Source organism: Desulfovibrio sp. (assembly GCA_016208105.1).
GTDB lineage: Bacteria > Desulfobacterota > Desulfovibrionia > Desulfovibrionales > Desulfovibrionaceae > Fundidesulfovibrio.
The window spans coordinates 185,015-207,206 of sequence record JACQYS010000009.1 but is presented as its reverse complement, the minus strand read 5'-3'; the positions used below and the strand labels follow the sequence as shown (position 1 = coordinate 207,206).

The 22,192-nt window shown below is 62.1% G+C and carries 15 protein-coding genes; 12 read left to right on the top strand and 3 right to left on the bottom strand.

Going from position 1 to position 22,192, the window contains the following annotated elements; all coding sequences use genetic code 11:
- The first annotated feature begins 111 nt into the window (after nucleotides 1–111).
- Nucleotides 112–963, top strand: a complete 852-nt coding sequence (locus HY795_05070) for a hypothetical protein (protein MBI4804588.1) — start codon at nucleotides 112–114, stop codon at nucleotides 961–963.
- A 162-nt stretch (nucleotides 964–1,125) separates the two neighbouring features.
- Here HY795_05070 and HY795_05065 read toward each other — a convergent pair whose 3' ends face one another.
- Nucleotides 1,126–2,007: a hypothetical protein gene (locus tag HY795_05065; protein MBI4804587.1), complete on the bottom strand. Its 882-nt coding sequence runs from the start codon at nucleotides 2,005–2,007 to the stop codon at nucleotides 1,126–1,128.
- A 269-nt stretch (nucleotides 2,008–2,276) separates the two neighbouring features.
- On the opposite strand from HY795_05065, the gene HY795_05060 reads away from it, so the two are divergent.
- From HY795_05060 to HY795_05050, 3 genes are all read left to right on the top strand, one after another.
- Entirely contained in the window at nucleotides 2,277–3,047 is a 771-nt protein-coding gene (locus tag HY795_05060) for a response regulator transcription factor (GenBank protein ID MBI4804586.1), read from the top strand.
- Complete coding sequence (locus tag HY795_05055) at nucleotides 3,044–4,759, top strand: histidine kinase (GenBank protein ID MBI4804585.1); 1,716 nt, start codon at nucleotides 3,044–3,046, stop codon at nucleotides 4,757–4,759. Before HY795_05060 ends, HY795_05055 begins: the two co-directional genes overlap by 4 nt.
- A gap of 248 nt (nucleotides 4,760–5,007) precedes the next feature.
- Entirely contained in the window at nucleotides 5,008–6,819 is a 1,812-nt protein-coding gene (locus HY795_05050; GenBank protein ID MBI4804584.1) for a carbon starvation protein A, read from the top strand.
- Nucleotides 6,820–6,914: 95 nt separating this feature from the next.
- On the opposite strand, the gene HY795_05045 is transcribed toward HY795_05050, so the two are convergent.
- Both HY795_05045 and HY795_05040 read right to left on the bottom strand, forming a co-directional pair.
- Nucleotides 6,915–9,086, bottom strand: a complete 2,172-nt coding sequence (locus HY795_05045; protein MBI4804583.1) for a malate synthase G — start codon at nucleotides 9,084–9,086, stop codon at nucleotides 6,915–6,917.
- Nucleotides 9,087–9,155: 69 nt separating this feature from the next.
- Nucleotides 9,156–9,908, bottom strand: coding sequence for an IclR family transcriptional regulator (locus HY795_05040; protein MBI4804582.1), 753 nt, complete (start codon nucleotides 9,906–9,908; stop codon nucleotides 9,156–9,158).
- A 194-nt stretch (nucleotides 9,909–10,102) separates the two neighbouring features.
- Here HY795_05040 and HY795_05035 point away from each other — a divergent pair, with 194 nt between their 5' ends.
- The 8 genes from HY795_05035 to HY795_05000 all read left to right on the top strand — a co-directional run bounded on the left by HY795_05035 (nucleotide 10,103) and on the right by HY795_05000 (nucleotide 22,188).
- Nucleotides 10,103–11,179: an FAD-dependent oxidoreductase gene (locus tag HY795_05035; protein ID MBI4804581.1), complete on the top strand. Its 1,077-nt coding sequence runs from the start codon at nucleotides 10,103–10,105 to the stop codon at nucleotides 11,177–11,179.
- Complete coding sequence (locus HY795_05030) at nucleotides 11,176–11,670, top strand: 4Fe-4S binding protein (protein ID MBI4804580.1); 495 nt, start codon at nucleotides 11,176–11,178, stop codon at nucleotides 11,668–11,670. The genes HY795_05035 and HY795_05030 overlap by 4 nt, the downstream gene beginning before the upstream one ends.
- Before the next feature lie 65 nt (nucleotides 11,671–11,735).
- Nucleotides 11,736–12,947, top strand: a complete 1,212-nt coding sequence (locus HY795_05025; GenBank protein ID MBI4804579.1) for a YgeY family selenium metabolism-linked hydrolase — start codon at nucleotides 11,736–11,738, stop codon at nucleotides 12,945–12,947.
- A 39-nt stretch (nucleotides 12,948–12,986) separates the two neighbouring features.
- Nucleotides 12,987–14,183, top strand: a complete 1,197-nt coding sequence (ygeW, locus tag HY795_05020) for a knotted carbamoyltransferase YgeW (protein ID MBI4804578.1) — start codon at nucleotides 12,987–12,989, stop codon at nucleotides 14,181–14,183.
- 237 nt (nucleotides 14,184–14,420) lie between these two features.
- On the top strand, nucleotides 14,421–16,988 hold the full coding sequence (xdh, locus tag HY795_05015; protein MBI4804577.1) for a selenium-dependent xanthine dehydrogenase: 2,568 nt from the start codon (nucleotides 14,421–14,423) through the stop codon (nucleotides 16,986–16,988).
- Nucleotides 16,985–18,253 (top strand): amidohydrolase family protein, encoded by a 1,269-nt coding sequence (locus HY795_05010; protein ID MBI4804576.1) that lies wholly within the window; start codon nucleotides 16,985–16,987, stop codon nucleotides 18,251–18,253. The genes xdh and HY795_05010 overlap by 4 nt, the downstream gene beginning before the upstream one ends.
- Entirely contained in the window at nucleotides 18,254–19,627 is a 1,374-nt protein-coding gene (hydA, locus tag HY795_05005; protein MBI4804575.1) for a dihydropyrimidinase, read from the top strand.
- Nucleotides 19,588–22,188 (top strand): hypothetical protein, encoded by a 2,601-nt coding sequence (locus HY795_05000; protein MBI4804574.1) that lies wholly within the window; start codon nucleotides 19,588–19,590, stop codon nucleotides 22,186–22,188. Before hydA ends, HY795_05000 begins: the two co-directional genes overlap by 40 nt.
- Nucleotides 22,189–22,192 lie beyond the last annotated feature (4 nt).

Here is a 22,192-nt window from a genome sequence, read left to right as displayed (position 1 = left end):
CCGATGCCACACCCGACGATACGAGCAAAACGGAGATGAGTTCTCAATCCGCTTGAAACATCTCCCCTGGAAAGATATATGAAAATACAAATCATCAAGAGGGGATATTCTATGAAGCGCAGGATGTTCGCGGTCATGTTCTCCGTGCTCCTAGCAGGGATTCTCTCGTGCGTTCCAGTTTTCTCCCAGACAGTCTCCAGCCAGGACGGCGTCCAGGCCCTGCTCCTGGCTCCCCTCAATCTCGAGTATCAGACCGCGGTGGTGAATGCCCAGGCAAACCTGCTGCACATCCAGAATCCGCCAGCCAATCCCGACATATGGGACATCACAGCGGACAACAAAAATCTTCTCTGGAGCGGCGAGCCTGGAAAAAGCCAGGTCCTGGTGACCAGTTTCACCAAAGCATCATACTATTCCTCGTATCAAACAGGGCAGACGCTTTCCGCGGGGGCGGATTTGTGGGTGACCCCGGCACCGCAGGCCTATAGAGATGTAAAAGCCGAAGATCCCTATGGCGTGGCCACGAATCCTAAGCTGGCGCTTTCCCAGTACCTCGGGCTGCCGCCAACAAACTCGAACGATTCCGTGGTGTCGCTTTGGGTCAGCCCGGCGAACCTGGTCAGGCCGGCAATCGATCCGACCATTACCAACCATGAGCTGGAAACGTCCTTTCCGGTTACCATGCAGTCAGTGCCGCTGACCGCCACTGCCACTGTTCCCAAAGAGGCGCCCGCTCCGGGTTTTGGTCCCACCACCGATTACACGACGTGGTTTTTGAACCGGGAAAGCGCTATCTTTTCTCCCGCCATTCAGGGCGGCCCCTACCCCTGGACCGGTCTGGGGTACACCTACGATTGGAATCCCGTGGCCACGGACGTGGTAGGCGGAAGTGAGTTCATAATCCCGAAAGGCAGTCCGGTGACAGTTAACAGTGTGACTCCCGTAAGCAAATTTTTCAACTGACCGTGCCTTGAAGTCTTGGGAAGGTATCTTTTCCTGCCGTCCTCGCCATCAGAAAAGCCAACGAAAAAGACTCGCCTGTTCAAGAAAAAAGCCTCGGGATCTACTCCCGGGGCTTTTTTGATTGCGTGTTGTGCCAGTGTCCACATGTGCCTGTGAGGCTTGCTACTGAAGGAGCTGTGAATCCGAAGACCTTCTTATGTATATGCGGCGAGCGAACGAACGCTGGCCAAGGGCTTGTTCGTCGCCCACGGATTTCGGGCGGTGGCCATTTGCAGCCAGGGCGTTCACTTCCGCTGTGGCGAGTTGTCCTGCGCTTCCGTAAAACCTCAGAGATTCCTGTGCCTCGGTATTTCGCAGAAATTCGCGCCTGGCCAGGGCGGCATCCGGCACTTCCTGAATCCAGCGGAGCAATGCCCTCTTCCAACTGCGGCCGGGAGCGGTCTCCTGGCTATAGGTCTTCAGGTACTCGTCGAACTGGGCCACGGCCGGAAGGTCGTCCGGTAAGTCTGCCCAGGGGCTGGCGTCAGCAGAAGCCGCGTTCTGGTTGTAGGTCCTCAAGTACTCATCGAACTGGGCCACTGCCGGGAGGTCGTCAGGGAAGTCCGCCCAGGGTGTGGCCTCAGCCATGAGTTCATCCTGATGAGAAACCCTGACTGCCGCATCGAACTGTGTCACCATGGGCAGGTCGTCCCCAATATCAGCCAAGGAAACGTCTTCAGCCAGCTGGCCGTCCCGGGAAGCCCTTACGGACGCATCGAACTGGGCCACCATGGGGAGGTCATCCGGAATGTCCGCCCAAGGGGTCTCCTCGGTTCGTCCGGCGCGCGAGCGCCTTTGCGCAGCCAGGGTCACCAGCATCACACCGGTGGCCGCTACGAGAAGCCCGCCGGACCAATAGGCGAGCAGGGAAACAAACTGAGTGGTCAGATGGCCTTCATATGCACTGACGAGTGAATACCCGCCCCAAGCCAATATGGTGATCCCGGTGAGCAGGAGGGTGGCCCTGATGATCGGCCGGGATATGGTTCTTATCGTGAGCAGCATGGCGCGCCCCCAAAGTAAGTATTTGAGACAAATGTATTGATAAAAAGGCGCAATGCAATGGCCCCAAAAGGGCAAAACTGGATATGTTTATCGGGTATCCATTTAATATTGCAGAGAATGATCTTCAGGAGGGGGGTGGGTTTTTCGCGAACCCCTACTATTGATTTGGGCTCTACCCGCCGAGGGTAGGAAGTAACGGGGAGTAGGGTCCCCCTTGGACATGGCCTTTACACCGTACGATTTCCTGGATAGCCATCGGCCATAAAGCCATGCCTATCCGTGCGCTCATCGTCGACGACGAAGCTCCAGCCAGGGACGAACTGGCCTATCTCCTGCAACCACACGCGGATGTGTCCGCCGTGCAGGCGTCCACTGCACAGGAAGCGCTCGCCTGTATCCGGCAAGGAAATGTTGACCTGGTCTTCCAGGACATCCAGATGCCGGGCCAGGACGGGTTTCACGTGTTGGCCGAGGCGCAAGCCATGGAGCGGCCGCCGCTGTTCGTTTTTGTCACCGCCTTTGACCAGCACGCCATCCGCGCTTTCGAGGAAAACGCGGCGGACTATCTTCTCAAACCCGTGTCCCCGGCCAGACTGGCCAAGAGCCTGGACAGGGTCCGCAGACAGATGGCTGAATCCGCAGCCCCGCCTCTAAACGATACCATCGAACGGCTTCTTACCTCGGTTGGCCGCTCCAAACCTCTGGCCAGACTTGCGGTGGAGCAGGGGGGGCGAATCAGCCTCGTCCCCACAACAAAGGTGCTGCTCATCGAAGCGGAGGAAAAACGGGTGGTGGCGCTTACTGACTTGGGGAGCCTCACGTGCCACGGATTGCCCACCCTGGCCAAGGCCTGCGAGCGTCTGGACGGGCTTCCTTTCTTTCAGGTGAACCGTTCGCAGCTCATCAACCTCGAGCGGATAGCTGAGTTCGCGCCTTGGTTCGGCGGAAAATACACCGTGACCCTGAACGATCCGGCCCGGACGGAGGTGACCGTGAGCCGCAACCGGGTGCGCGATTTCAAAGTGAGGCTCGGCATATGAGCTACATGCTAAACCCCGAGGTTCCTGAGCTTTTCCTGAACCTCTCCCAACGCTTCGGGCTTCTGCTGGCCGGGGGGTTCGCCATCATGGCCGTCACCTCCCTGGACAAGATCGGGCCCAGACGAGACAGGCCCCTGTGGGCCACGGTGGTGCTGGTGGCATTGTTCGGGTTGTTCGGGGTTCTTGGCACCTATACGGGCAACGCGGTGTTCAAGTCGTTTGCGAACCTGCGGGCCATGGTTGTCATCACCGCGGGTTTGTTCGGCGGCCCCGGAGTCGGTTTCAGCGTGGGACTCATAGCCGGTTCTCACCGGTATCTCATCGATATCGGCGGGTTCTCCGCATTGCCCTGCGGTCTGGCCACCCTGCTTGAGGGCACAGTGGCGGGACTTATCGCCAGGCGCTTTCCCGGCACGAGCCTCGATTGGCGTTTGGCCATGGGACTGTGTCTGGCTGGCGAAACCATGCACATGGGGCTGGTGCTGCTTTTCTCGCAGCCTCTGTACGAGGCCGTGGCCCTGGTGCAGGTGATCGCCCTGCCAATGATCGTGTTCAACTCTCTTGGAGCGGCCATCTTCGTGAAGGCTCTGGACCTGCAGATGCGTTTCAAGCAGGCCCAGGACCGCGATCTGGCCCGGCAGATACTCTCCATAGCCAACCAGACCGTGGGCCATCTGCGGGCCGGCTTGACCGAAGCCTCGGCCAGGGCCACGGCCGCCATCATCATGAAGGAGGCCCAGGTGGCCGCAGTGGCCGTTACCTCGGGCCAGACCATCCTGGCGCATGTGGGGGAAGCTGAGGACCATCACCTGAGCGGTGGCGAGGTTCTCACCCGCGCTACCCAGCACGTTTTCGAAAGCGGCGTGCCTCTGTTCGTGCGCGGCAAGGAGAGTATCTCCTGCTCGGAGGAAGGCTGCCCCCTGTCCGAAGCCATCATCGTGCCTTTGCGCAAGGGGACCGATATCCTGGGCTGTCTCAAGCTGTACGGAACCAGGCGCCTCCCACTGGACGAAACCCTTTTCGAGCTGGCTAAAGGTCTTGCGGATCTTTTTTCGACCCAGTTGGAGCTTGAGGACATAGGCATCAAAAACCAGCTGCTGGCCCACGCCGAGATCAGGCGGCTCCAAGCCCAGATCAACCCGCACTTTCTGTTCAATTCCCTAAACACCATCGCCAGCTTCTGCCGCACCGCTCCGGCCCAGGCCAGGGAGCTCCTGCTGGATCTCTCCAGCTACATGCGCCGCAACCTTGATTCCAGCCGGGGGCTCATACGGCTCTCCGAGGAGGTCGAGCAGACCAGGGCGTATCTGGCCATCGAGCAGGCCCGGTTCGGGGACCGCATAAGGTCGGAAATCGACCTCGGGCCCGGAGCCGAGGACTGCCTGGCCCCGCCTCTTATCATTCAGCCGCTTGTGGAAAACGCCGTCCGGCACGGAATTCTGGCCAAGCAGGAGGGTGGTCTGGTGCGTCTGACTGCCTGGCGTGAGAACGGGCATCTTTTGGTGGAGGTGCATGACGACGGCGCGGGCATGAGCGAGGAACAGGTGAAAACCCTGATTTCCACCGGAACTCTGGAGTCTCTCACGGACGGCATAGGCGCGCGCAATTCCAACCAGCGCCTGGTGCAGCTCTACGGGCCGGATTACGGGCTCAACGTGGTCAGCGCGCCCGGGAAAGGAACGAGCATCACGCTGAGGATCCCCCAGCAGTAGCCCTCTGAGTATCCTCTCGCTAGAGTAAGTTTCGTAGCTCTCATGCCACCGGAAGGAACGCCTCCGGCGGCCAGGGGCGAGGCTCGCCCCTGGACCCCCCGAGAGCTTCGCGGGGCCGGGTCGCGGTCCGTCGTTTCAATCCTCTTTATCGACGTCTTGTCCCCCCGAACATCCCTTTCGCGCCGCAAGTCTTGTTCCAGAGATGGAAACGCTGCCAAACAGGAGCCACCATCTCGGAGGAGGACTGTATGAACGCGTTGACCCTTGTGTTTGCCGCACTATGCGTCTTCGCCATCGGCTACCGATTCTACGGCTTGTTCATAGCCAAGAAGGTGCTGGGGGTGAATGAGACCCGCCTTACCCCGGCCATGAAAATGGCTGACGGTGTGGACTATGTGGAAACCAACAAATACCTGCTCTTCGGGCACCATTTCGCGGCCATCGCCGCAGCCGGGCCGCTGCTCGGGCCCGTGCTGGCCGCGCAGTTCGGGTATCTGCCGGGCGCCCTGTGGATTCTGGTGGGCTGCGTGCTGGCCGGCGCCGTGCACGACCTGGTGGTTCTGTTCGCCTCGGTGCGCCACAAGGGCCAGAGTCTGGCCTACATCGCCACCCAGGAAGTGGACAAGTTCACTGGCTCCGTGGCGTCCTTCGCTGTGCTCTTCATCCTGATCCTGACCCTGGCCGGGCTGTCCATCGCCTGCGTGAACGCCATGCACGACAGCGCCTGGGCCACCTTCACCGTGTTCGCCACCATCCCCATCGCCATCCTGATGGGCGTGTACATGCAGTACATCCGCCCGGGCGACGTGAAGGGAGCCTCGGTGATGGGCGTGGCCCTTCTGGCCGCGGCAGTCATCGGCGGACACTGGGTGGGACAGCAGGAAACCCTGGCCAAGATATTCACCTTGTCCAAGCCGGCCCTGTCCCTGGCCGTGCCCATCTACGGCGTGGCCGCGTCCATCCTGCCGGTGTGGCTGCTCCTGTGCCCCCGCGACTATCTGTCCACCTATTTGAAGATCGGCACCATCGCCATGCTGGCCATCGGCATCTTCTGGGTCCGCCCGGACCTGCAGATGGAGGCCGTGACCAAGTTCGTCAGCGGCGGCGGCCCCATCATTCCAGGGCCGGTGTTCCCCTTCCTGTTCATCACCATCGCTTGTGGAGCGATCTCCGGCTTCCATGCCATCATTTCCACAGGCACCACGCCAAAGATGCTCGATTCCGAGCGCAACATGCTGTTTGTGGGTTACGGGGCCATGCTCACTGAGGGCTTCGTGGCCATCATGGCGCTTATCGCGGCCTGCACCATGGTCCCGGCCGACTACTTCGCCATCAACTCCGCCCCGGCGGTGTTCGAGAAGCTGGGCATGGCCACCGTGCACTTAAACGACATCTCCGTGGCCGTTGGCGAGAAGCTCCAGGGTCGTCCCGGCGGCGCGGTGTCGCTGGCCGTGGGCATGGCCCAGATATTCGCCTCCATCCCCATCATGGAAAAGCTGGTGGCCTACTGGTACCACTTCGCCATCATGTTCGAGGCCGTGTTCATTCTCACCGCCATCGACGCCGGAACCCGCGTGGGCCGCTTCTTCCTGCAGGAGATGATCGGCAACATCGCGCCCAGGTTCAACGACAAGCGCTGGTGGCCTGGCGTCATCATCACGTCGTTCCTGTTCACCGGTTCCTGGGGATATCTGGTCTACACCGGCGACATCTCCACCATCTGGCCGCTGTTCGGCATGTCCAACCAGCTGTTGGCCTCGGTGGGGCTTATAATCGGAACCGTCATGATCATCCGCATCGGAAAGGCCAAGTACGCCTGGGTGACCGGCGTTCCTGGTATCGCCCTGGCGGGCATGACCATGTGGGCCGGATACCTCTCCATCATGAACAACTTCCTGCCCAAGAAGCTCTATCTGCTCTCCACCCTGGCCATCATCGTCATCAGCTTGATGCTCGTGGTCATGGTGGGCGCTTTCAGGCGCGTGGCCAAGCTTCTGAAAGTTGAGAAGACCGTGCCCGACCAGTACGGCGATCCCGTTCTGGAAGTGGTTCAGGAATAAGGCGCTCATCCCCTCTCGGGGGATCCTCCTAAAGAAGGCCGCCGGTTGGACACCCGGCGGCCTTCGTCTTTTTTTCGCGAGGCTGCGTGGAGGCGCTAGAGCTGCTTGAGCTTTATCTTAGCCTCCCGCCGCTTGGCGTGCAGGATGGGCTCGGTATAGCCGCTTGGCTGCTCGCGGCCCTTGAACACCAGATCGCAGGCGGCCTGGAAGGCGACCGAGTCGTCAAAGTTCGGAGCCATGTTGCGGTAGGCCGGATCACCAGCATTCTGACGGTCCACCACTCCGGCCATGCGTTTCAGGGTCTCCAGCACCTGTTCCTTGGTGCAGACGCCGTGGAGAATCCAGTTGGCCAGGTACTGGCTGGAGATGCGAAGGGTGGCCCTGTCTTCCATCAGGCCAACATCGTGGATGTCCGGCACTTTTGAACAGCCGATTCCCTGTTCCACCCAGCGCACCACATAGCCCAGGATGCCCTGGGAGTTGTTGTCCAGCTCACGCTGAATGTCTTCGGCTGAGAGCGTCACCTTTTCCATGAGAGGAACCACCAGCAGATCGTCGAGCTTGGCCCGGCGCTGCCCGATCATGGCCTTCTGCACGTCAAGCACGTCCACGAAGTGGTAGTGCATGGCGTGCAGGGTGGCGGCCGTGGGCGAGGGCACCCAGGCGGTGTTGGCCCCGCTCTTGGGGTGGCCGATTTTCACTTCAACCATCTCCGCCATCATGTCCGGCTTGGCCCACATGCCCTTGCCGATCTGGGCCTTGCCGTGCATGCCGCAGACAAGCCCCACGTCCACGTTCCAGTCCTCGTAGGCTGAAATCCAGCGGGCCTTGCGCATGGCGTCCTTGGGAACCATGGGCCCGGCCTCCATGCTGGTGTGTATTTCGTCGCCGGTGCGGTCCAGAAATCCGGTGTTGATGAAGATGAGGCGGTCCTTGGCGGCCCGGATGCACTCCTTCAAGTTCACGGTGGTGCGCCGCTCCTCGTCCATGATGCCCACCTTCATGGCGTTGCGGGCAAGCCCCAGCGCGTCCTCCACGGCTGTGAACAGTTCGCAGGTGAAGGCCACTTCCTCTGGCCCGTGCATCTTGGGCTTGACGATGTATACCGAACCAGCCCGGCTGTTTCTGTGCTTGCCCAGGGCTTTCAGATCATGGATGGCCAGGAAGCCGGTGACCATGGCGTCCAGTATGCCTTCGGGAATCTCCTTGCCGTCCATCTTGACCGCATCCGTGGTCATGAGGTGGCCGACGTTTCTGATGAGCAGGAGGCTGCGTCCGGGCAGGCTGAAGGTCTTGCCGTCCGGGGCGAAATAGGGGCGGTCCGCGTTCAGGCGGCGCTCCACAGCCTTGCCCCCCTTGGAGAACGTGGCTGCAAGCTCGCCCGTGAACAGACCCAGGATGTTGGCGTAGGCCTGGGCCTTGTCGAAGCCGTCCACGCAGGCCACGGAGTCCTCGCAGTCGAGGATGGTGGTCACCGCAGCCTCCAGCACCACGTCCTTGACTCCGGCGGCGTGGTCCTTGCCGATGGGGTGGGAGCGGTCGATACGGATTTCGCAGTGCATGCCATGATTGGTCAAAAGCACCGTGGTTGGCTCGGGCGCACCCGAGTATCCAGCGAACTGTTTGGGATTCTTGAGCCCCTGGCTCGTGCCGTCCTTGAGTTTCACGGCCAGTGCGCCACCGGTTACGCTGTAGGCCACGGCATCGGCGTGGGAACCCTTGGCCAGGGGGAAGGCCTTGTCCAGGAAGGACGCGGCGTAGGCCACCACCTCGGCTCCGCGCTTGGGGTTGTAGCCCAGACCCTTTTCCGTGCCCGGTTTTTCCGGTACCACGTCCGTGCCGTACAGGGCGTCATAGAGGCTGCCCCATCTGGCGTTGGCGGCATTCAGGGCATAGCGCGCATTGGTGACCGGCACCACCAGCTGCGGCCCGGCGATCACCGAAATCTCAGGGTCCACGTTGCTGGTGGTGATGGAAAAGTCCGGACCTTCGGGCACCAGATAGCCGATTTCCGTCAGGAACGCCTTGTAAGCGGCTTGGTCGTGAGGTTGACCCTTTCGTCCAGCGTGCCAGGCATCGATCTGGACCTGGAGCCGGTCTCGCTTGGCCAGGAGCTCGCGGTTTTTCGGTGCCAGCTTGGTAAGCACCCCGGCCAGGGACTGCCAGAATTTTTCCGGCGAGATGCCGGTACCTTCCGCAGCCTTTGTTATCAGGTCCGCGAGCGGTTTGGATACGTCAAGACCGGACAGCTGCACTCGGTCGCTCATGGATGTCTCCTTTCGTATGAGTGAATTACAGGCTCGATTCCACGAGCCGCTTGCTTTCCCATTTCATTCCTAAGGTTGTACAAAGCCCATTTCAGCGGAAATGAGACCCGTTACGCGTTTGAGCGCAAGCCCCATCTCCGCAACCTTTTCAAGAGTCAGCCGTGCGCTGGGCCCCGAGATGCTCATGGCCCCGGCCACCTGCCCCTTGAACTGGCGGATCAGCGCGGCCGCGCAACGAACGCCAGCCTCCATTTCCTCGTTGTCCACGGCATAGCCCTGGCCTCGTATTGTGCCTAACTCGTCCAGAAACGCCTGCTTGTCCACGATGGTCCGGTCCGTGTGGCGCGTCTTGTGTTGGGCCACAAAGTACTCCATGGCTTTGGCCTCGTCCTGGGCGGCCAGGTAGGCCTTGCCAACACCCGAGCAGTACAGGGGCACTCTAGCACCCACCCGGGTGAACATCCGGAGCATGGCGCGGGTGTTGGCCTCCTGCTCCACGTAAACAGCCTCGAAATTATCGAAGACCACCAGATTCACGGTCTCTCCGCTCGTCTCCATGATTTCCTTCATGAACGGCCGCGCAAGGGTGATGAGGTCGAGCTGGCCCCGGACCTTGGCGCCCAGTTCCAAAAGCTTGACCGAAAGCAGGTATTCCTTGGTTTGGGGATCCTGGCGCACATAGCTTTTTTGGGCGAGCACTCCCAGGAGTCTGTGCACCGTAGGGGGAGGAAACCCGGTGGCCTGGGCCAGGTTTTTTATCCCGGCACGGCCGCGTCGGCCCAAGGCGTCGATGAGGGTGAGGGCTTTGTCCAAAGAAGTCATGGTACATCCTAAGAGAAGTGGCGAGAGGTTATTCCATATATTGGAATAACATTTTATCTTCTGGAATTATTAATCCAGCCCAGAAAGGTCGTCAAGAAGCCCATGATGCAGCCAGGGAAAACCCCTTGCGCTTGGGTCTTCATGCCCGTATTTATTGTTCATCGACTGCTCTCCGCTTTCAGGAGCCTCTTTAAGTGCAATCCATGAATTTCAATTTCCTCTGTCCTGGTCCTGCCAAGCCGGTCAGCCGCAGCGTCGGCATCATCGGGGCCGGGCCATCAGGCCTGGCCGCTGCGGGGCACCTCTCCTGCCAGGGGTATCAGGTGGACGTCTACGACAAGCTTCCCAAACCCGGCGGGCTCATGCTTTTTGGCATCCCCGGGCACCGCATCCCCCGCGAGCGAATAGCCGAGGCCACTCGCAGCATGGAGCGCGACCACGGGGTCATCTTTCATACCCAGACCAAGATCTGCTGCTCCGCCCCCATGTTCGAGGAGGAGGGAGACCACTTCTGCAAGGAGGTCCTGGGGCTTAAGGACCTGGTGATGCGCCACGATGCCAGCATCATCTGCACAGGGTCCTGGAAATCCCGCAAAATGGGCATCGAAGGCGAGGATCTGCCGGGAGTGCACTCCGGCCTGGAGTTCCTTTTTCCCATACGCGCGGCCCGCTACGCCTCGGCAAAGGTGAAAACACCGGACGTCAAAGGCAAGGCCGTGGCTGTTATCGGGGCAGGCCATTCGGCGGTGGACGCGGCCCACGGAGCGGTTCATCTGGGAGCGGCCAAGGTGGTCATGCTCTATCGCCGCACTGCCAAAGACGCTCCGTGCGGCACCTACGAAATCGAACGTTTGAAGGACATGGGCGTGGAATGGCGCGAGAAGGCGTCGCCTTTGCGCGTGCTGGGCAAGGACAGGGTCGAAGCCCTGGAGATCAGCCAGGACGGCGCAAACGCCGTTGTTGCCGTGGACATGGTGGTGGCTGCCATCGGCGAGATCGCCACTCCGCCGTTTGCCAAGGAGCTCGGCCTGGAGGAGGTCCGCAAGGGCGAGATCCATTGGCTGCACATGACCGCCATAGAGAACGTCTTCGTGGCAGGCGACGCCCTGACCGGGCCAAGCAAGATCGGCAAGGCGGTCTATTCAGGGCTTCGCGCCGCGCGGTCCCTGGCCAACTGGCTGGACCTGAAGGCCCAGGACCGCCTCGGCGAGTACGCTTACGACGACTTGGTCTCCAAGGATGAACCGGTGTTCAGGAAGAAGGCCCGATGAAAACCCTGTACATCGATTACTCGAAATGCATCGGCTGCGAGACCTGCGAATTCGTCTGCCGCTTCGTGCACACCACCCCGCGCATCATGATGACCCGGACCACGGACGGGGTCATGATGCCCTTGTACTGCCGTCACTGCCAGGACCCCAACTGCGCCAGGGTGTGCAAACGCGGCGCCATAGAACGCGACAGCGAAGGAGCCATGGTCTTAAAGCCTCTCCTGTGCCGTGGCTGCGATGGGCGCAACTGCATGCTGGCCTGCCCCTTCGGCGCAATGTTCGAAACCGACAAGGGCGTGATGCTCACCAAGTGCGACCTGTGCTCCGAGCGCAGGGGCAGGGGCATGGAGCCGGCCTGCGCGGACATGTGTCCCTGTGGCGCGGTGTATTTCGTGGAGACAACTGAATTGGAAAATCTCGAGACCCAGGAGGCCAAGGACGCCGAAGCCAGGGTTCTGGCGCATATCCGTCCTCCCTCCAAGAAGGATTAAGGGGCCGCCTGGTTTTCTTCTGTTCCGTTGGGCGCTTTCAAGCACAAACATTTTCCGGAGAGAGAATGAGCACGTTCGATTCCAAACGCATCCGCGAACTGGCTGAACTATCCCTGCCCGCCATGACCCGCTTCCTGCGCGACATGATCCGCATCCCCAGCGAGTCCTGCCAGGAGGAGGGCGTCATTCGCCGCATAAAGGCCGAGATGGAGGCCGTGGGGTTCGACCGGGTTGAGATTGACCCCATGGGAAACATTCTTGGGTACATCGGAAGCGGGCCGCGCCTCATCGCCTTCGACGCCCACGTGGACACCGTGGGTGTGGGCAATCGCGCCAACTGGAACTTCGATCCCTTCGACGGCTACGAGGATGATGAAACCATCGGTGGCCGGGGCGCTTCCGACCAGGAAGGCGGCATGGCCTCAATGGTCTACGCCGGCAGGATACTTAAAGAGATCGGCGTGCCCGAAGGCTTCACCGTGGTCATGGCCGGCACCGTGCAGGAAGAGGATTGCGACGGCCTGTGCTGGCAGTATCTGGTCAAGGAAGTCGGGCTCAAGCCGGAATTCGTCTGCTGCACGGAACCGACGGACGGGGGCATCTACCGAGGCCAGCGCGGGCGCATGGAGATCCGCCTGGACGTCACCGGGGTTTCGTCCCACGGCTCCGCACCAGAGCGCGGCGACAACGCGATCTTTCGCATGGGCGCGATTCTTGGCGAACTGGCCGAGCTTCATCCCAGGCTGAAAAACGACGCCTTCCTGGGCAAGGGCTCCCTCACCGTGTCCGAGATATTCTTCACCTCCCCCTCTCGCTGCGCCGTGGCCGACGGGTGCTCCGTGTCCATCGACCGCCGCCTCACCGACGGCGAGGACAAGGAGCTGGCCCTCTCTCAGATTCGCGAGCTGCCCTCGGTAAAAGCGGCCGGAGAAAAGGCCACGGTGTCCATGTACACCTACGAGCGCCCCTCCTGGACCGGGCTCGTCTACCCTACGGACTGCTACTTCCCCACCTGGGTGCTGCCCGAGGACCATGAGGTCTGCACGCGCGCAGTGAGCGCCTACAAAGAACTTTTCGGCCAGGACCCGCGCGTGGACAAGTGGACCTTCTCCACCAACGGCGTGTCCATCATGGGGCTGTTCGGCATTCCGGTGGTCGGGTTCGGGCCGGGCAAGGAAAACCAGGCCCACGCCCCCAACGAGAAGACCTGGAAGGCGGACCTGGTCCGCTGCGCCGCCATGTACGCCGGCATGGTCCACGCCTACGCCGGAAAATGAGCAGGGCTTGAGCCACTAGATTAAGACAAAGGAGCGATCATGGACGCGGTTCGCGTGAAAGAACTCATCCGGGCCCTGGGAAGGCTGAACTTCACGGGCATGCACGACCAGGATTTCCTTCTCACCTGGGAAAAATCGGACCCTGAGATTCAGGCCACCTTCCTTACTGCCGAAATCCTCCGCGGTTTGCGTGAACTGAACATTTCCTGCCGGGTCTTCGATTCGGGCCTGGCAGTCTCGATCTTTCGCGACAATTCCACGCGAACCCGGTTCAGCTTCGTCTCCGCAGCCAACCTCCTGGGACTCACCCCCCAGGACCTGGACGAGGGCAAGTCCCAGATCGCCCACGGCGAAACCGTGCGCGAAACCGCCAACATGGTCTCGTTCATGGCCGAGGTGATCGGCATCCGCGACGACATGTTCATCGGCAAGGGCAACAGCTACATGCGCGAAGTTTCCAAAGCCGTGCGCGAGGGGTTCCAGGAAGGCGTGCTGCCCACCCGCCCTGCGCTGGTGAACCTGCAGTGCGACATCGACCATCCCACCCAGGCCATGGCCGACACCCTGCACCTCATCAACCACTTCGGCGGCGTGGAGAACTTGAAAGGCAAGAAAATCGCCATGACCTGGGCCTACTCCCCCTCCTACGGCAAGCCTCTGTCCGTGCCCCAGGGCGTCATCGGTCTCATGAGCCGGTTCGGCATGGAAGTCTCCCTGGCCCATCCCAAGGGCTACGAGGTCATGCCCGAGGTGATGGAGGTGGCCGAGCGCAACGCCAAGGCTTCCGGCGGCTCGTTCACCGTGACCAATTCCATGGAGGCGGCCTTCAAGGACGCGGATATCGTCTACCCCAAGAGCTGGGCCTCCTTTTCCGCCATGGAGGAGCGCACCAAGCTCTATGAGAAGAACGACTGGGACGGCATCAAGGCGCTGGAGAAGAAGCTTCTGGCCCAGAACGCCAAACACAAGAAGTGGGAGTGCGACGAGAAGCTCATGGCCACCACCAAGAACGGCCAGGGGCTCTATCTGCACTGCCTGCCAGCGGACATTACCGGCGTCTCCTGCCAGCAGGGCGAAGTTGCTTCTGGCGTGTTCGACAAGTACCGCGTGCCGCTCTACCGGCAAGCCAGCTACAAGCCCTATGTCATCGCGGCCATGATGCTTCTGGCCAAGAAGAGAAATCCGGCCCAGACGCTGGAAATGCTGCTTGAAGAGCAAAGGCCGAGAGTGAGATAGCTTGAACCGGGGGAACCCTTTTTGTGAACAAAAAGGGTTCCCCCCGGACCCCCATCCCCAAAAAACTTTTCGATGGGCTTCGCGGGGTACGTGCGAGACTTAAGCCCAGCGCTACGAATGATTGCGGGGTCCAGGGGGTTCATCCCCCTGGCGGGTCCAGGGCGGAGCCCTGGTGGGGTTCGGGGCGAAGCCCCGGAATAAGCCGGGACGGCCGTTTCTCGTCCCTGCGGAGCACGTATGATCACCCTGATACTGAACGGCCAGCCCGCCACCTACCACGGCGATCCAAAACTTCCGCTGCTTTCCTGGTTGCGCGACGAGCAAAACATCACCTCGCCCAAGGACGGCTGTTCGGGTCAGGCCGCGTGCGGCGCCTGCCTGGTGGAAGTGAACGGCAAGGCAATTCTGTCCTGTTCCACGCCCATGGAGAAGCTCCAGGGCGCAAGCGTCGTCACCATCGAGGGCTTTCCGGAAAGCTTGAAGCGCACGTTGGGCCTGGCCTTCGCGGCCAAGGGCGCTGTGCAGTGCGGCTTCTGCACGCCTGGGTTTCTCACCCGCACCAAGATACTTTTGGCCTCCAACGCTGATCCTACGCGCGATGAGGTCGTCCGCGCCCTGCGTTTCCACCTGTGCCGCTGCACCGGCTATGTGAAGATCGTGGACGCGGTGCTTGAGGCGGCGAAAGCCCTGCGAGAGGGCACGGACCCTGCCCTGCCGAAAGATGCCAGAGTGGGTGGGCGTCATGCAAAGCTGGGGGCAGTGGATCGGGCCCTGGGCGTGACGGCCTTCACAGGCGACATGAATTTCCCGGGCATGGTTCACGCCGCGTTGGTGTTCTCCGAGCATCCCCGGGCAGTGGTGAAAAAAATTGATGTGAGTGCTGCCGAGAAGGCCCCGGGTGTGATCCGGGTGTTAACGGCTGTTGACATTCCAGGCGAACGCACCACGGGCATGCTCAAGCAGGACTGGCCCATAATGGTGGCCCAGGGCGAAACCACGCGCTATATCGGTGACGTGTTGGCATTGGTGGCCGGGGAAACCGAGGCCCAGGCTCGCGCCGCTGCCGGGCTTGCCCGGGTGGAATACGAGGTGCTTGAACCCGTCACGGACGTGGATCAGGCCCTTTCTGGCGAGGTCGAAATCCATCCGGGCGGAAACCTGCTTTCGCGCAAGGTTATCCGTCGCGGCATGCCCGTGGAGGAGGCCCTTTCCGCTTCGTTCTGCGTGGCCCGGGGCGTGTTCACCACCCCGGCCATCGAACACGGTTTTCTGGAGACCGAGTGCGGTCTGGCGCATCCCGAGGACGGTGGCATCCGCGTCTACAGCCAGAGCCAGGGTATCTGGCATGACCAGGAGGACATCTCCCGCATGCTGGGTATTCCCAAGGACAGGGTGCGGGTGGCCCACGTGGACACCGGCGGGGCCTTCGGCGGCAAAGAGGACCTTTCCGCCCAGGGGCACGCGGCTCTCATTGCCTATCTGCTGGACCGCCCGGCCAAGGTGCGCTTTTCCCGTCCGGAGTCTCTCCGCTTTCATCCCAAGCGCCATGCAATGCGCATGGAATACGCCCTGGGCTGCGACCACCAGGGCCGCCTGACCGCGCTGAAAGCCCGTATCATCGGAGACACCGGCGCCTATGCATCGCTTGGCGGCCCGGTGATGGCCCGGGCGGCCAACCACGCCGCCGGAGCCTATGACGTGCCCTGCGTGGACATAGAATCCCTGGCGGTCTTCACCAACAACATTCCGGCCGGAGCCATGCGCGGCTTCGGCGTGAACCAGGTGACCTTCGCCATGGAGAGTCTGGTGGAGGAACTCTGCGCCAGGGGCGGCTTCGACCCCTGGGAATTCAGGTACGAAAACGCCCTGGACGAGGGAAGGCTCACGGCCAGCGGCCAGCGTTTGGGCGGCGGCATCGGCCTGCGAAAGACCCTGGAGGCGGTGAAGGATGTGTACAGGCAGGCCAGGCACGCCGGGCTGGCCTGCGCCATCAAGAATTCGGGCATAGGCGGAGGCGTTCTGGAGGAATGCGCCGTCAGGCTCACTGTGCTGCCGGGGGGCCGGGTGCGCCTGGACCATGGCTGGACCGAGATGGGCCAGGGGATCGACACGGTTGCTGCCCAGGTGCTCAGCGAGACACTTGGCTGGACGGACCTTTCGCGTATCGAGGTGGTGGCGGACACCTGCTCCGGGGCCGTGGCCGGATCCACAACGGCCAGCAGGGGAACCTTCCAGCTCGGCCGGGCGGTTATCGAGGCAGGGCTTGCGCTAAGCAAGGCCATACGCGCGGCCGGTGATGTGGAAAGCCTGGAGGGCCAAACGTTCGAGGGGCGCTACGTGAGCGGGAACACCACCGCCGACGGGGAGCCTGGCCAGGTGCGCAGCCACGTGGCTTACAGCTTTGCCACGCATGTGGCCATCTTGGACGATTCGGGAAAGGTGAGCAGGGTGGTCGCGGCCCATGACGCCGGGCGGGTGATCAACCCGCTCCTGTGCGAGGGCCAGGTGGAAGGCGGTGTGGTCATGGGGTTGGGATACGCCTTGAGCGAGAAGCTACCAGTGGAAGGCGGGCGTCTGGTTTCGGAAAAGCTTGCCTCTTTGGGCATGCTGAAAATCGCTGACGTGCCGGACATCGACGTGATATTGATCGAGGGCGAGGACCCCGAAGGCCCTTACGGGGCCAAGGGTGTGGGGGAGATAGGTTCCATCCCCACCGCGGCGGCGGTTGCCAACGCGTTCTATCGCTTCGACTCAAAGCCCAGGCGGAGCCTGCCCCTGGCTAAACCGGAGGAAACCGCACAGTGACGCTCTATCTGCGCGACGCCATGTATCTGGACCCGGCCGGCTTCACCATGAAACCCACGCATCTGGCCGTGGACGAGGGCCCAACCGGTGGAGTGACCCCGGTGGGCGAAATCCCCGAGGGTGCCAAAAGCCTGGATTGCGGCGGCAGGACGGTCATGCGCTCCTTTGCCTGCGGCCACCACCACATTTATTCAGCCCTGGCCCGGGGCATGCCCCAGGCACGCAAGAAGCCCGGCAGCTTCAGGGAGATTCTGGAGCAGGTCTGGTGGCGCCTGGACAAGTGTCTGGACAAGGACATGATCGAGGCGTCCGCCCTGGCCACGGCCATGGCCTGCGCCAAGTCCGGCGTCACCTTCGTCATCGACCACCACTCGTCGCCAAACGCGGTTTCCGGCAGCCTGGAGACCATCGCCAAGGCCTTCGACAAGGTGGGCCTGGGCCATCTGCTCTGCTATGAAATAAGCGGCCGCGACGGCGAAGCCGCAAGCGAGGCCGGGCTCGCTGAAACCGACGCCTATCTTTCATCCGGGCGCATGGGCCACGTTGGCCTGCACGCCTCCTTCACCGTGGACGACGCCCTCCTGGCCCGGGCAGTGGACCTGGCCGACAAGCACGGCACTGGCATCCACATGCACGTGGCCGAAGACGCCTGCGACCAGCAGCACTGCCAGGAAACGTACGGGAAACGGGTGATAGAGCGGCTGAAGGACAACGGCGTGCTGGACCTGCCTCGTTCACTTCTCGTTCATTGCGTCCATCTTGACGACGCCGAGCGCGAGATCATCCGCCGCTCATCCGCCTGGGTGGTGCAGAACGCCGAGAGCAACTTGAATAACGCCGTGGGCCTGACCGGGTATTCCGATTTCGGCCCGCGCGTGATGCTCGGTACCGACGGCATGCACTCGGACATGTTCCGCTCAGTCCAGGTGGCCTATCTGGTGGGCCAGGGCCTGGACGGCGTGACCCCCATGGGCGCCTACCTGCGCTTTCGGGCCACGCACGCTTACGTGGCGGGCATGGGCGCACCCGGGGACGGAGGCAACAATCTGGTGGTGCTGGATTACGATCCGCCCACGGACGTGACCCCCACGAACTTCACCAGCCACTTCATCTACGGGCTGCGCTCGCGCCATATGCGCACGGTGATCGCCCAGGGCAAGGTGGTGGTGGAGGACCGCAAGCTCGTGGGCGCGGACGAGTCAGATATTCTGCGGTTTTCCCGGGAGCAGGCTCGCAGGTTGTGGGCCAAGCTGGGGGAAAATTAGGTGCGGCTGCTGGTGGCCGGTGGCACTGTGGCCACGGCCGAAGCCACGTTCACGGCAGACGTGCTGACCGAGAACGGGGTTGTTCTCGAAGTGGGGGACAGCCTTTCCCGCTCCGGGGCCGAAATCGTGGACGCTTCAGGCTGCCTGGTCATTCCCGGAGGGGTGGACGCGCACACGCATTTCGGGCTGGACGTTGGGTTCGCCAAGGTAAGCGACGGATTCCGCCAGGGTCTCAAGGCCGCGGCCATGGGCGGGGTCACCTGCATTGTGGAGCATCCCGGATTTGGCCCGCAAGGCTGCGGGCTTTTTCATCAGCTGGACGCGTTTCGCAAATTAGCCGATGGCGAGTGCTGCATCGACTACGCCTTCCACGGCGTGGCCCAGCGGGCAGGCGAGGGCGTGCTGGCGGACGTTCCCAGGCTGGCCCAGGCCGGGTATGCCTCGCTCAAGGCGTATACCACCTACGCTGGCAGGCTGAACGAAGAAGACCTTCTGGCTCTGTTCGATGCGGCGGCGCAGTCGCCCGAACCTCTTCTGGTGGCGGTCCATTGCGAAGACCACGCCGTAATTGAATATCTCACACGCCGCTTGCGGACCACTGCCTGGTCCGACCCCATGAGTCTTGCGCTCTCTCGGCCCGGTTATGCCGAATCCCTGGCTGTCAGGCAGGCAATAGCCTTTGCCCGAACCGCCGGGGCCACGCTCTACGTGGTGCATCTGTCCACTGCCGATGGGGTGGACGCAGTGCGCCAAGCCAGGGCGTCCGGGCTCAAGGTGATCGCCGAAACCTGCCCGCAGTATCTGCTTCTAGACGATTCCCGATACCTTGAGCCGGACGGGCTCGCTTGCGCCATGGCCCCGCCGCTGCGCAAAAAAACCGACCAAGAGGCCCTGTGGCAGGGGGTTGCGGACGGTACGGTCTCCGTGGTGGCCACGGATCACTGCGCCTTTTCCCTGGAGGACAAGCGCGCACTGGGAGCAAGCGATGTCTTCGCTTGTCCCGGCGGGGTTCCGGGCGTCGAGACCAGATTGCCGCTTCTCTTCACGTTCGGGGTATTGACCCGGCGCATCACGCTCGAGCGTTTCGTGGACATATGCTGCACCTCGCCAGCCCGCATCATGGGGTTGACCAGGAAAGGATGGCTGGAGCCCGGTTTCGACGCGGACATCACCGTGCTCGATCCTGACAGCGAAAGGGTGATACGGGCTGCGAACCTGACCCAGGCGGTCGACTACACTCCATACGAGGGCATGGCTGCGCGTGGGTGGCCGCGCCACGTTCTCTCACGCGGCAAGAAAGTGGTTTCGGAGGGAGTGTTTGCCGGAGAACCCGCATGGGGGAGGTTCACTCCCCGCTCGCTGGAGGCCATGTGAAAAAGCGCGACGCTTTTTTCCCGGCGTCTCCTGAAACGCTTCTGCGTTGGATACTTTCCGGTCTTTCGCAGGGTGAAATCTTCGGTATGGCGCAAAGTCTTTTCTTTACGCCCAAGGCTTCCGACCCCTTCCGGTGTCAGCGCTACGGCAGGTTGTTGGAAACCCCGCTCGGCGTGGCTGCCGGGCCGCACACCCAGATGGCCCAGAACATCGTGAGCGCCTGGCTGTGCGGGGCGAGGTTCATCGAGCTCAAGACCGTTCAGGTCTTGGATGAACAAAACGTCACCAAACCCTGCATAGCGGCCCAGGACGAGGGCTACAACTGCGAGTGGTCCCAGGAACTTACGCTTGGGCAGTCCTTCGGGCAGTACCTGACGGCCATGGTCTTGCTGCATGTGTTGCGCGAGCATCTTGGCCATGTGGGCCCCGAGGCTGGTTTCATTCTGAACATGAGCGCCGGTTACGATCTTGCCGGGGTGAAAAGCCCTGCCATGGGCCAATTCCTGGACGCCATGACCCACTGCCCGGACGCGGTCCGGGAACTCAAGGATCGCTTGGCGCCCATCTATCCTGGGCTTGCTGGCATGGACCTTCCTGACAAGGTTTCGGACAACCTCACCCTGTCCACCATGCACGGCTGCCCTCCGGACGAGATAGAGCGCATCGCCCGCTATTTCCTTGAGGACCGGGGCCTTCACACCTGCGTTAAGCTAAACCCCACGCTCCTGGGGCCGGACGAGGTGCGTGGGCTCGTGATCGGCGAGCTGGGCTATCCGGTGGAGATACCGGACCAGGCCTTTGCCCACGACCTGAAGTTCGCCCAGGCAGTGGAACTCATCGCCTCGCTCAAGGAGGTGGCTCGAAAAGCCGGGGTGCATTTCGGGGTGAAGCTCACCAACACCCTGGAGGTGGTCAATCCGGGCAACCTGCCTGAGAACGAGAAGATGCTCTATCTCTCGGGGCGCGCCCTGCACCCGGTGAGCATCGCCCTGGCCGCCAAGCTCCGCGACGTTTTCGCGGGCGATCTCGACATCTCCTTCTGCGCCGGGGTGGACGCCTTCAACGTGGCTCAGGTGGTCGGAGCCGGGCTCACCCCCGTGACCATCTGCACGGACCTTTTAAAACCCGGAGGGTACGGCCGCCTGCGCCAGTGCGTGGAGACTATGCGCGGAACGGTTCCGGTGGACCTTGCGGCCTATGCCGAGAGTGCCGCCAAGGACCCGCGCTACCGCAAGAGTGCTCACCCGTATCCGCTCATTAAATCAGGCCGGAAACTCACCCGGTTCGACTGCGCCCAGGCTCCGTGCGTGCAGGGATGCTCCGCCGGGCAGGATATTCCCCGGTACATGGGATTTGCGGCTGCGGGGCGGTTCGACCTGGCCCTTGCAACCATACTGGCCACCAATCCGTTCCCGAACCTTCTGGGCTCCGTGTGTGATCGGCTCTGCCAGCCGCGCTGCACCCGCATCAACTACGACGAACCGTTGCGCATCCGGGCGGTGAAGAAGGGTGTGGCCAGGGTTAAAGAACACGACGCCCGCCAGGGCAGGGCCGAGCCGGCGGGTGTGTCCGTTGCCTTAAGAGGCTCAGGCATCGAGGGTCTGTGTTGCGCGTATTATCTCGCCTTGGCCGGGGTGGACGTGACCGTGTACGGGCCATGTCCGTCTCGCGACGCGAAGCTTTTGGCTGGCGCTGAGGGGGCGAAGGATAAGGACGCCATCGTGTCCCTGGGCATCGCCCTACGCCAGGGCGACGCTCCCGAGAACGCCCTGGACACTCTCGGCACAGCCAACGGGCCGGGAGGGCTGGCCGCGGCAGTTGGCAGAGGGCGGGAAACGGCCGTGCGTTTTTTGAAATCTCGTGGCCTGCTTGCTGTTTTGCCCGAGGCCCCACGAGAAGATTCCACCATTGACTTCCAAGGTTTGGCATTGGCCAAGGCTACCCGCCGTTTTGCCGGGCAAGCCGCTGACACAGCGAACGATGTCCGCATGGAGGCCTCGCGATGCCTGGGGTGCGACAAGGTGTGCGGCGTCTGCGTGACCGTCTGCCCCAACAGGGCCAACATCGCCCTGCCGGGCGGGAACCTGGTCTACCCACTGCAACGGGCGGTGCAATCAAGCGATGGAGTGCGTGTCGAAACCCTTGGGAGCGCTTCGGCAGCGCAGCTTTATCAGGTGGTGAACCTGGCGGATTTCTGCAACGAGTGCGGCAATTGTGCGAGTTTCTGCCCGACTGCTGGTGCGCCCTACAAGGACAAATTCCGCATGCACCTCTCCAAGGCGAGCTTCGAGGCATCGGGCGAGGGCGCGTGGTTCAGCGGGCCAGGCCGGATGGAGGCTTTGCTGGACAGGCGGTGCGTAACCGTCAATGAAGATGCTGCTGGCCTGCTCGTGGCAACTCCCGAGGCCCGTGCGCTGCTGTCCCACGGATCGTTCCAGGCCCTGCGGGTGGAGCTTCTTCCTGGCGTCGAACAGGCTGATCTGGCCCTGGCGGCCCAGACGGCGGTTCTGTATGTTCTCGCCTCCAGGGCGTTGCCCTTTTCACTGGGAGAGCCGTGCTGAACAA

Excerpts from the sequence above, each read along its gene's own strand:
- ygeW (MBI4804578.1), top strand. The coding sequence starts at position 12,987 with ATGGACGCGGTTCGCGTGAAAGAACTCATCCGGGCCCTGGGAAGGCTG.
- HY795_05060 (MBI4804586.1), top strand. The coding sequence starts at position 2,277 with ATGCCTATCCGTGCGCTCATCGTCGACGACGAAGCTCCAGCCAGGGAC.
- HY795_05065 (MBI4804587.1), bottom strand. The coding sequence starts at position 2,007 with ATGCTGCTCACGATAAGAACCATATCCCGGCCGATCATCAGGGCCACC.
- HY795_05040 (MBI4804582.1), bottom strand. The coding sequence starts at position 9,908 with ATGACTTCTTTGGACAAAGCCCTCACCCTCATCGACGCCTTGGGCCGA.
- HY795_05025 (MBI4804579.1), top strand. The coding sequence starts at position 11,736 with ATGAGCACGTTCGATTCCAAACGCATCCGCGAACTGGCTGAACTATCC.
- HY795_05000 (MBI4804574.1), top strand. The coding sequence starts at position 19,588 with ATGGGGGAGGTTCACTCCCCGCTCGCTGGAGGCCATGTGAAAAAGCGC.
- xdh (MBI4804577.1), top strand. The coding sequence starts at position 14,421 with ATGATCACCCTGATACTGAACGGCCAGCCCGCCACCTACCACGGCGAT.
- HY795_05045 (MBI4804583.1), bottom strand. The coding sequence starts at position 9,086 with ATGAGCGACCGAGTGCAGCTGTCCGGTCTTGACGTATCCAAACCGCTC.
- HY795_05050 (MBI4804584.1), top strand. The coding sequence starts at position 5,008 with ATGAACGCGTTGACCCTTGTGTTTGCCGCACTATGCGTCTTCGCCATC.
- HY795_05070 (MBI4804588.1), top strand. The coding sequence starts at position 112 with ATGAAGCGCAGGATGTTCGCGGTCATGTTCTCCGTGCTCCTAGCAGGG.
- HY795_05030 (MBI4804580.1), top strand. The coding sequence starts at position 11,176 with ATGAAAACCCTGTACATCGATTACTCGAAATGCATCGGCTGCGAGACC.
- HY795_05055 (MBI4804585.1), top strand. The coding sequence starts at position 3,044 with ATGAGCTACATGCTAAACCCCGAGGTTCCTGAGCTTTTCCTGAACCTC.